Here is a 9,638-nt window from a genome sequence, read left to right on the forward strand (position 1 = left end):
ACCTGCGTCCGGCTCCACCACTGGGCCAGGGCGACGGCGGCGAGCACGAGCAGGGCGCCGGCGAGCGCGAACCAGCCCGTGATCTCCATGTCCTGCCGCTGCAGCACGATGTTGCTCGGCAGGTCGCGGAGCACGCGGGACAGTTCGGCGGCGTCCTGCGCCTCGTAGTACTCGCCGCCGGTCAGGTCGGCGACCTCGCGCAGGGTCGGCTCGTCGATGTTCTGGTAGCGGCGCCCACCGAAGCCGCCGCCGGAGAAGCGGGAGCCGTCGCCGAACATCACGTCGCCGCCGGCCTGGTTGGGGTCGCACACCATCGCCGAGGGTTGGGTGGTGCCGAAGCCGATGGTGTAGACCCGCAGGCCGCGGGCCGCCGCCTGCTCCGCCGCGGTGGTCGGGTCGACGCCCTGGGTGTTGCGGCCGTCGGTGAGCACGACGATGGTGTCCGGCTGCAGGTCGACGGGCCCGCCGGCGGGCAGTTCGATGCCGGTCGGCGGCACGTCGGTGTTGACCTCGGCGATCGCGTCCACCGAGGTGAGGATCGCGAGCCCGATCGCGGTGCCACGGGCGGTGCGCAGCGAGTCGATCGCGGCGACCAGCGCCTTCTTGTCGTCGGTCGGCTGGACGAGCAACCCGGCGTTGCCGGAGAACGTGACGAGGCCGATGTTCGCGCCCTCGGGCTGGCCCTCGACGAACTCGCGGGCCGCCTGCTGCGCGGCGGTGAGCCGGTTGGGTGCGACGTCGGTCGAGCACATCGAGCCCGAGGAGTCGATGGCCAGCATGATGGTGGTCGAGTTGGCCGGCACGGGCACCGACGCCTGCGGCCGGGCGGCGCCGGTGGCGAGCACCACCAGGCCGGCCGCGAACAGCCAGAGCGGGATCAGCCGGCGCCAGCGGGAGCGGCCGGGCAGCGCGGCGCGCACGAGCGCGAGGCTCGGCAGCCGCACGGTCTCGCGGCGCCGCCGGCGGCGGGTCCACCAGCGGTAGCCGAGCAGGGCAGGGAAGATCAGCAGTGCGGTGAGGGCCCACGGCCAGGTCAGTGACATCTACAGGATCCGTCCGAACCAGTGGATCGTCAGCGCCGCGCCGGCCAGCAGCAGGAGCAGCGCGAACGCGACGACCGGGCCGGTCAGCTCGATCGGTTGCGGTTCGATGGTCGTACGCAGGTCGAGGTCCCGGTAGGCGGCGTCGAGCGCCCCGGCGTCCTGTGCCCGGTGGTAGCCACCGCCGGTCGCCGCGGCGATCTGGGTGAGCAGGTCCTCGTTCAAGGCCGTCGACACCTGATATCCGTCGATGTCCACGGTACTGCCCTCCACCGTGCCCACGCCCACCGTCTGAATGTGCACGCCGGCGTTGGCGGCCAGTTCGGCGGCGGCCAGCGCGTCCGGGCCGCCGGTGTCCTCGCCGTCGGTGAGCAGCACGATCGTCGCGTCGGTGTGGTAGCCGAGGTCGGGCGGCTGGGCCGGCGGCTCCGGCAGCGTGACCGGCCGGCCGACTATCGCCGTGAGCGAGCCGAGGATCGCCTGGCCGATCGACGTGCCGCCGGTCACCCGCAGGCGCTTGATCGCGTCGACGGTCTCGGCGTGCCGGTTGGCCGGCGTGTGCGTGCTGAGCGCACCCTGGCTGAACGCGATGACGCCGATGTCCACAGTGGTCGGCTGTGCCTCGACGAACGCGATCGCCGCGGCCTGTGCGGCGGCCAGCCGGGTGGGCGTGATGTCGTTGGCGCCCATGCTGTTGGAGACGTCGAAGGCCAGCATCACGGTCCCGGAGGTGCGCGGGACGCCGAGTGTCGCCTGTGGACGCGCGACGGCCATCAGCAGGAACACGACGGCCGCGAGGAACAGGATCGGCGGCAGGTAACGCCGTGTGCCGCCGCGCACCGGGACGCCGGCCGCCTGGTAGGCCCTGGCCCGATCACGCTGGAGCCGGCGCAGCCCGAGCACACAGGCGACGCCGACGACCAGGGCGACGGCGAACATCACGGGATGCTGGAAAGTCATCGGCGTACGCGTCTCGTCCGGCGGACCATGGCGACCAGCACCTCGACCAGGTCGTCATCGGTGCGGACGCGGTGGGCGGCGACCCCGGCCCGGCCCATCGCGGCGTCGACCTCGGCCTCCCGCGCCTCGACCTCGGCGCGCAGCCGCTCGCGGAACAGCGGGTCGCCGGTGTCGGCCAGCATCTGCTCGCCGGTCTCGGCGTCCTCGACCAGGACGAGGCCGAGGTCGGGCAGGTCCAGCTCGGCGGGGTGGACGACGCGGATCGCGACCACCTCGTGCCGAAGCGCCAGCCGGGTCAGCTCGCCGGCCCAGTCGCCCTCGCCGATGAAGTCGGAGACGACGAACAGCAGGCTGCGCCGGCGGGCGTTGCGGGCGGCCAGGCGCAGCATCGCGGCGAGGTCGGTGCTGCCGCCACCGCGCTCGGCGGTCGGCGCGGTCACCAGGTCGGTCAGCCGCAGCACGTGGTCACGGCCGGTGCGCGGCGGCACGACCCGGTGGCGCAGGTTGTCGTAGAGGATCGCGCCGACCCGGTTGCCGCCCCGGGAGAACAGCCGGGCGAGGCAGACGGCGAGGTCGGTGAGCATCGAGTCCTTGCCTGATGCCGCCAATGGCGCCTGGTCCTCCGGACGGCGCAGATCAATTCCAAGACTCGGGTGAGGCGGCGTCTCACCGAACCGCATCGAGGCCGACTGGTCGAGCGCGAGCCAGGCGGTCAGCTCGCGGTCCTCCGTGTACTGCCGGACGTGCGGCTGGTCCAGCCGGGCCGTGACGTTCCAGTCGATGTGCCGGACGTCGTCGTCCGGGAGGTACTCGCGGAGGCTGTCGAAGTCGATCCCGGTGCCGCGGAACGCCGTGCGGTACGCGCCCTGCAGCCGGCCGTCGAGCCGGCGCAGGACGCGCCACTCCAGCTTGCGGAGCAGGCGGTCCGGGGCGGTGGTCATCGGCCGGCCCGCTGCAGCGGTGCGTCGGGGACGGGGACCGCGGCCATCACCCGGGTCAGGATGTTGTCGGGGGTCACGTCGTCGGAGAGGGCCTCGTACGAGAGGACGAGCCGGTGCCGGAACACGTCGAGGACGAGCTCGGTGACGTCGGCCGGCACCACGTAGTCCCGGCCCCGGATGAACGCCAGCGCGCGGCCGGCCAGGATCAGGTTGATCGAGGCGCGGGGGCTGGCGCCGAAGCTGACGTACCGGGACAGGTCGCCGAGGCCCGCGGCGGCCGGGTCGCGCGTGGTGTTGGCCAGCCGGACGGCGTACTCGATCAGCGCCGGGTCCACGTACACCCGGTCGACCTGTTCCTGCATCGCGACCAGCCGCTCCGGGTCGGCCACGGCCTGGCCGGCCGCCGCGGCGGCGATCGCGCGCTCGACGATCACGAACTCCTCGGTCGGGCTCGGATAGCCGACCAGGACCTTCATCATGAACCGGTCGACCTGCGCCTCCGGCAGCGGATAGGTGCCCTCGGACTCGATCGGGTTCTGCGTCGCCATGACCAGGAACGGCTTCGGCACCTGGTGCGTCTCGCGGCCGATGGTCACCTGCTGCTCCTGCATCACCTCGAGCAGCGCGCTCTGCACCTTGGCCGGCGCCCGGTTGATCTCGTCGGCGAGCAGCAGGTTGGTGAACACCGGGCCGAGCGACACCTGGAACTCGCCGCTGTGCTGGTGGTAGACGCGGGTGCCGACGATGTCGGCGGGCACGAGGTCGGGGGTGAACTGCACCCGGTGGAACTGGCCGCCGATCGCGCCGGCGAGCGCCTTCACGGCCAGGGTCTTGGCCAGTCCGGGTACGCCCTCGACCAGGATGTGGCCGCGGGCGAGCAGGGCGACGAGCAGTCGTTCGAGGAGCGCGTCCTGGCCGACGATGGTCTTCTTGACCTCGTACAGGATGGGCTCGGTGTCCATGCGCGCTCCTATTGCATCGGACCGGGTGGTCCCGTGCCGTCGGCACCGCCGCCGAGCGCGGCGCCGATCGGCACGGCGAAGCCGACACCGACGAAGGTGCCGGCCGGGGTGGGGTTGAGCAGGGCGACGACGATGCCGACGGTCTCGCCACGGGTGTTGACCAGCGGCCCGCCGGAACTGCCGGGGTTGACGGCGGCGTCGAACTGGATCAGGCCGCGCAGCCGGGTGCCGTCGGTGCCGGTCGCGACGCGTTCGAGGCCCGACACCACGCCGGCGGTGGTGCTGTGCACGAGCCCGAGCTGGTTGCCGATCGCCACGACGTCGTCGCCGATCGCGAGCCGGCCGGCGTTGCCGATGACCGCGGGGACGATGACGGTGGGCGCGCGCTGCGGCAGCAGCAGCGCGATGTCGTTGGCGCGGTCGCTGCCGGCGAGGGTGGCGGGCACCTCGGTGCCGTCGGGAAACGTGATCTCGATGGTTTTCGCGCCGTCGACCACGTGGAAGGCGGTGACGACGAGCCCGTCGGCGTTCGCGACGACGCCGGTGCCGTTGCCGGACCCGCGCACGCTGACCACGGACGGCGCGAGGACGGTGTAGACCTGGGCGGTGGTCAGCGGCGGCTTGGCGGTGGGGGAGGGGCTCGGCGCGGCGTCCGGTGGCGCGCCGCCGCCCCCGGCGCGGAAGGCGACGAGCGCCGTGACGACCAGCAACAAGGCGACGCCGGCGACGGCCGACCAGACCCGCCACCGCCGCCGCCGGGGCGGTGCGGCGTCCGCGACCTCACCGGACACGGTCATCGCGGACCGCGGCCCACGCGTGGCTGGCTGGCGCGCCGCATAGCGTCACCCTAACCGCGCCCCGGCGCGATCCTGAATGTCCGTTCTTTCAGGTGGACCTGGCTCCCAGGTATGGCGCGGCTTTTCGTACCTGGGTGTGACGAGGTCACACCGGTGCTGCTGCTTGCCTTCCTGCCATGCGAGCCACGTCATCCGGAGTGCCGGCGTTCCTGCTCATCGCGTTCGGTCTGGCGTGGAGCGGCGTCCTCGTCGCGCACGCGGTGCTCGGCTGGTCGATGGCCGACCCGCTCACGCAACTGGCGTTCGCGGTCCCGATCGCGTTCGGGCCGGCGATCGCGGCGCTCGTGGTGCGCCGCTGGGTCACGCGGGAGGGATTCGCCGACGCGGGTCTTCGCCCGCGGCTTCGGGTGGCCCGGCGGTACTACCTCGTCGCGTGGTTCGGACCTCTGCTCGTGGTCGCCGTGACCGTCGGGCTGGCGACCGCGCTGCGGCTCTACGAGCCCACCGCGGACGACCTGCCGGGCCCGGCCACGCTGCTGCTGGTGCTGGCCGCGCCCGTCGTCCTCGCGCCGCTGTTCTGGGGTGAGGAGTTCGGATGGCGGAGCTACCTGCAGCAGCGAACCGGCCGGAACCCGGCGCGGGCGGCGCTGGTCACCGGTCTCGTCTGGGCGGCGTGGCACTACCCGCTGGTGCTCACGGACTACGCCGACTACGCGAACCCCGTGCTCGGTCTCGTGAGCTGGACGCTGCTGATCGTCGCGCAGGCGGTGATCCTGGCCTGGCTGTTCCTGCGTTCCGGCAGCGTCTGGGTCGCCTGCGTCGCCCATGCGGGCAACAACATGGTCATCGGTACGCTCACCGCCGCCCTGCTGATCGACGGCGGCGGACTCGACCCGGCGGTGGCGGACCTGCTCGGCCTCGTCCCGCTCGCGGCCGTCGGTGCGTGGATCCTGCTTACCGGACGCCTGCGCGCAGCTTGACGAAGAGCGACGTCGTCCAGGCCGCACCGATCGCCCGACCAACGACGAGGCAGCGGAAGTCGCCGGTGGTGGCCGAGGCCGCGTTCGCGACCAGGATCGCGATCGGTGCCGCGATCGTCCACATGAGCCAGCCGCGTTCGTGGTCGGCGGCGAAGCGGCGGGCGAACAGCACGTAGGCGACGAGGCCCGCGATGCCGGCGGCGGCCGGTGCCAGCGAGTGCACCGTGCCGTGCCACGTGACCGCGTCGGCCGCGCCCGGTGGGTAGCCGTCGACCGCGCCGGCCACGAGCAGCGGCGCGGCCGTCCGTAGGGCCGGGACCGACAGCGCCGTGCTCACGACTCCAGCTCCTTGCCGGTCTCCAGCAGGGTCTTGAGGCCGCTGAGCGTCCAGGGCCAGCCGCCGCCGGCGCCCATCGCCTCGAAGTCGCCGCGCATCAGGCCGGCCAGGCCCGGTGCGCCGGTCAGGTCGTGTGTCACGGTCAGCGTGCAGACGCCGTTGGCGCCCTCGGCGATCTCGTAGGTGAGCCGGGTGAACCCCTCGGCGGCGAGGCCCGGGTCCATCAGCATGCGGAAGGTCTGCACGAGGCGGTGCGGCGGGTCGGCCTCGACGACCTCGCCGTCCACGGCCACCTCGGGTGTGCCGCGGGCGATCATGCCCTCGTTGGCCCGGCCCACGAACGCGCCGCCGGGGCGCAGGTCGTACTCGCTGAGCCCGCGGTGTCCGTAGCGGGCCGTCCACTCGGGACGGGTGATGGCGTCCCAGATGGCCTGCGCGGTCGCCTTGATGTAGACCCGGTGAACCTGCACTGTCGTGTCAGTCATTTTCGAGCTCCGTCTTCAACTCCGCCAGCGCCGACGCCTGGCGTTCGGTGAACTTGTCGATCCAGCGGTCGTGGATCAGCCGGATCGGCACGGGATTGAGGAAGTGCAGCTTTTCCCGGCCCGAGCGGCGGGCCACGACGAGACCCGCGGCCTCGAGCACGCGGAGGTGCTTCATCACACCGAAGCGCGACATCGCAAGCTCCGACTCGAGCTCGGTGAGCGTGCGGCCGTCACGCGCGAAGAGCAGGTCGAGCAGGAACCGCCGGGTCGGGTCGGCGAGCGCCTTGAACACGAGATCGCCGTCGTCGTCCACGACGGAAAGATATGTGACCAGAAGGTCACATGTCAACGGACGGCTCAGGCGGCGGTGAAGATGTCGGAGCCGTAGAGCCAGTCCAGGTCCGGAGTGAGGCCGTTGCTGGCGGCGATCGCGGCGTCGCGGGCCTGCTGGGCCGGGCCGTCGGGCAGGTGGAAACGGGTCGCGTTGCCCCGGGAGATCGCCTGGACCCGGGCCGTGCGGTCGTGCCTAAGGGCTTCGTAGCGCGCGAGCGCCGCGGGCACGTCGGCATCGTCGCGCAGGCAGGCGGCCAGCACCGCGGCGTCCTCGATCGCCTGCGCGGCACCCTGCGCGCCGTACGGCAGCATCGGGTGGCAGGCGTCGCCGAGCAGGGTGACCGCGCCCTTGCTCCACCGCGGGATCGGCTCGCGGTCGAAGAGCGCCCACTTCAGCGGCGCGTCCAGCGCGTCGACGATCGCGCGGACCACCGGGTCCCAGTCGGCGAACGCGGCGCGCACCTCGGCCGGGTCGCCGCGGTCGGTCCACGACTCCCGGGTCCAGCTGGTCTCCTCGATCACGCAGACCACGTTGAGCAGTCGGCCCGCCGAGACGAAGTAGTGCACGCAGTGCCGGCCCGGCCCCATCCGCACCGTGGCGGTGTGTGCGAGCCCCAGCCCGGCCACGCGCTCGGCCGGGATCAGCCCACGGAACGCGACGTGCCCGGTGAACCGGGCGTCCTCGGCGCCGAGAACGGACCGCCGGACCAGTGAGTGGATGCCGTCGGCGCCGACGACCAGGTCGGCCTGCTCGCGCCGCCCGCCGGCGAGAAGCAGCTCCGCACCGCGATCGCCCGGCACCACGTCGACGCAGCGGGCACCGACCTCGACCGGCAGCGCCTCGGCCAGAATCGCGATCAGGTCGCCGCGGTGCACGTGCAGGTAGGGCGCGCCGTAGGTGTCGGCGATCGCGCCGGCGAGCGGCGTCGTCGACAGCACCCGACCGTCGTCCCACCGCCGGAAGTCGAACTCCGTGGGCTCGACCGCCACACGGCGGATCGCCGGCAGGAGACCGAGCGCGTCGAGCACGCGGGTCGCGTTGGGCGCGAGCTGGATCCCCGCGCCGGCCGTCCCGACGGCGGACGCCTGCTCGAAGACCCGCACGTCGACCCCTGCCTGGCGCAGCGCCACCGCCGTGACCAGTCCACCGATCCCGCCACCGACGACGGCCGCCTTCATCGTCATGCCGCTCACCCCCCGGATCGCCATCATCCCCCTTCGATGCGACCCGGCGCAGTCCCGTTTCAGCGGCGGCGGTGAGCCCCGATCAGCAACGGCCACAGTGCCTGGTGGTCCGGCTGGTCGACGGCCGCCCGCGCGATGTCCGCCTGGAAGCGGTCCGCCTCCTCCGGCGTGACCGTGCCCAGCGAGATCCCGGCCGGCGTGATGCTGCGGTACGTCGCCGCGAGCATCGGTGCGCTGGTCTCCATGCGGTCGAGCCGGCCGGCCACCGCCGTGCCGTCGGGCCGGGCACCGGTCGCCGCCGCGAACAGGGCGGGCAGGCGGAGCCCGAGCCGGTGGTCGCGGCCGGCCGCCGCGAACGTGCCGAGGAAGACCCGCCGCCACTCGTCGATCACCGGCAGCGGCGGGTTCGCGGCCACCGCCTCCATGTCGTAGTCCTGCACGACCAGGACGCCGCCCGGCGCCGTCCAGCCCCACATCCTGCGCAGCACGGCGACCGGGTCCGCGACGTGCAGCAGGATCAACCGCCCGAAGACCAGGTCGAAACCGCCATCGGGTACGGGGTCCGCCCGCTCCACGTCGCCCTCGACGAACTCGCACTGCCCGTGCCCGGCGTCGGCCAGTGCCGTCACCGCGGTGCGGCCGAGCTCGCCGTCGACGTCCACGCCGACCACCCGGCCCGCCGGGCCGACCCGCTCCGCCATCAGCCGCATCGTCTCGCCCGGCCCACAGCCGACGTCCAGGCAGCGCGCGCCCGGCGCCAGCCCGACCGTGTCGAGCAGCCCGGCCGTGGCGCCCTCCCAGATCTTCGCCTGTGCGCGCAGCCGCGCGTACTCCGCCGCGGTCCGCCCCATCACGTACGTCATCACGCACCTCCACCCCTGTCGGACTTGTGCAACCAGGCTGGACCGGGCGCTCCCACCGGCTCATCGTGGAGCGCATACTGAGGATTCGGGAGTGGCCATGATCGGTCGTGACGCGGAGCTGGCGGTGCTCGCCGGTGCGCTCGCCGCCGCCGAGGCCGGCTCTGGGACCCTGCTCGTCCTCGAAGGCCCGGCCGGCATCGGCAAGACCACGCTGCTCGACGCGGCCGCCACCGACGCGCGCCGGCGCGGTCTCGCGGTGCTCCGGGCCCGTGGCAACCCGCTCGAGCGCGACTTCCCGTTCGGCATCGCCCGGCAGTTGTTCGCACCCCTGCAGTCCGCCACCACGTGGCCCGGCCTGTGCCGGGGTCCCGCCGCGCTCGCCGATCGCGTGCTGGGCGCGGCCACGCCGGCACCGGCGAACTCGGCGGACGCGACCGCCGCGGCCGCGCACGGGCTGTTCTGCCTCACCGCGAACCAGGCGGCGGCCGAGCGGACCGTCCTCTGTGTCGACGACCTGCACTGGGCCGACCTGCCGTCGCTGCGCTGGCTGGCCGGCGTGGCCCGGCGCGTCGAGGACCTCGGCGTCGCGGTGGTCGCCACGGTGCGCAGCGGCGACCCCAGCGTCTCGCCGGGCGCGCTGGACGAGCTGCTCACCGGCGCGACCGTGCGGCTCGGTCCGCTGCCCAGGCACCGTGCACCAGCACGACGGTCGGCTTCACGGGATAGGCGTCCTCCGGCGTCGCGGGCCGGGCGGC

The 9,638-nt window shown here is 73.4% G+C and carries 12 protein-coding genes; 2 read left to right on the plus strand and 10 right to left on the minus strand.

From position 1 onward, the window contains the following. The 5 genes from AB0H87_RS31980 to AB0H87_RS32000 all read right to left on the minus strand — a co-directional run. Positions 1-1,043: VWA domain-containing protein (locus tag AB0H87_RS31980; RefSeq protein ID WP_360154068.1), on the minus strand; the 1,043-nt coding region annotated here is incomplete at its 3' end. Continuing rightward, entirely contained in the window at positions 1,044-1,979 is a 936-nt protein-coding gene (locus tag AB0H87_RS31985) for a VWA domain-containing protein (RefSeq protein WP_360154071.1), read from the minus strand. It abuts the gene before it with no gap. 17 nt (positions 1,980-1,996) lie between these two features. Continuing rightward, on the minus strand, positions 1,997-2,941 hold the full coding sequence (locus AB0H87_RS31990) for a DUF58 domain-containing protein (RefSeq protein ID WP_360154074.1): 945 nt from the start codon (positions 2,939-2,941) through the stop codon (positions 1,997-1,999). Continuing rightward, entirely contained in the window at positions 2,938-3,903 is a 966-nt protein-coding gene (locus AB0H87_RS31995; protein WP_360154077.1) for an AAA family ATPase, read from the minus strand. The genes AB0H87_RS31990 and AB0H87_RS31995 overlap by 4 nt, the downstream gene beginning before the upstream one ends. A gap of 8 nt (positions 3,904-3,911) precedes the next feature. After that, positions 3,912-4,700 carry a trypsin-like peptidase domain-containing protein gene (locus AB0H87_RS32000; protein ID WP_360154080.1) on the minus strand — a complete coding sequence of 263 codons (789 nt, stop codon included), beginning with the start codon at positions 4,698-4,700 and terminating at the stop codon, positions 3,912-3,914. A gap of 176 nt (positions 4,701-4,876) precedes the next feature. Between AB0H87_RS32000 and AB0H87_RS32005 the strand changes: the two genes are divergently transcribed. Then, positions 4,877-5,680, plus strand: a complete 804-nt coding sequence (locus AB0H87_RS32005) for a type II CAAX endopeptidase family protein (RefSeq protein WP_360154083.1) — start codon at positions 4,877-4,879, stop codon at positions 5,678-5,680. Here AB0H87_RS32005 and AB0H87_RS32010 read toward each other — a convergent pair. From AB0H87_RS32010 to AB0H87_RS32030, 5 genes are read right to left on the minus strand one after another with little or no spacing between them, the layout of a single operon-like run. Next, positions 5,655-6,017: a hypothetical protein gene (locus tag AB0H87_RS32010; protein ID WP_360154086.1), complete on the minus strand. Its 363-nt coding sequence runs from the start codon at positions 6,015-6,017 to the stop codon at positions 5,655-5,657. The two genes, AB0H87_RS32005 and AB0H87_RS32010, sit on opposite strands and share 26 nt — an antisense overlap. Next, positions 6,014-6,502, minus strand: coding sequence for an SRPBCC family protein (locus AB0H87_RS32015; protein ID WP_360154089.1), 489 nt, complete (start codon positions 6,500-6,502; stop codon positions 6,014-6,016). Before AB0H87_RS32015 ends, AB0H87_RS32010 begins: the two co-directional genes overlap by 4 nt. After that, positions 6,495-6,815, minus strand: a complete 321-nt coding sequence (locus AB0H87_RS32020) for a metalloregulator ArsR/SmtB family transcription factor (RefSeq protein WP_360154092.1) — start codon at positions 6,813-6,815, stop codon at positions 6,495-6,497. The genes AB0H87_RS32015 and AB0H87_RS32020 overlap by 8 nt, the downstream gene beginning before the upstream one ends. Before the next feature lie 44 nt (positions 6,816-6,859). Continuing rightward, positions 6,860-8,020 carry an FAD-dependent monooxygenase gene (locus AB0H87_RS32025; RefSeq protein ID WP_360154095.1) on the minus strand — a complete coding sequence of 387 codons (1,161 nt, stop codon included), beginning with the start codon at positions 8,018-8,020 and terminating at the stop codon, positions 6,860-6,862. Between the two features lie 59 nt (positions 8,021-8,079). Next, positions 8,080-8,883 carry a methyltransferase domain-containing protein gene (locus AB0H87_RS32030; RefSeq protein ID WP_360154098.1) on the minus strand — a complete coding sequence of 268 codons (804 nt, stop codon included), beginning with the start codon at positions 8,881-8,883 and terminating at the stop codon, positions 8,080-8,082. 97 nt (positions 8,884-8,980) lie between these two features. On the opposite strand from AB0H87_RS32030, the gene AB0H87_RS32035 reads away from it, so the two are divergent. Beyond that, the coding region (locus AB0H87_RS32035; RefSeq protein ID WP_360154101.1) for an ATP-binding protein at positions 8,981-9,638 on the plus strand (658 nt) is incomplete at its 3' end.

Origin of the sequence: Asanoa sp. NPDC050611, assembly GCF_040654855.1 — a bacterium.
In the GTDB taxonomy this organism is placed as follows: domain Bacteria; phylum Actinomycetota; class Actinomycetes; order Mycobacteriales; family Micromonosporaceae; genus Asanoa.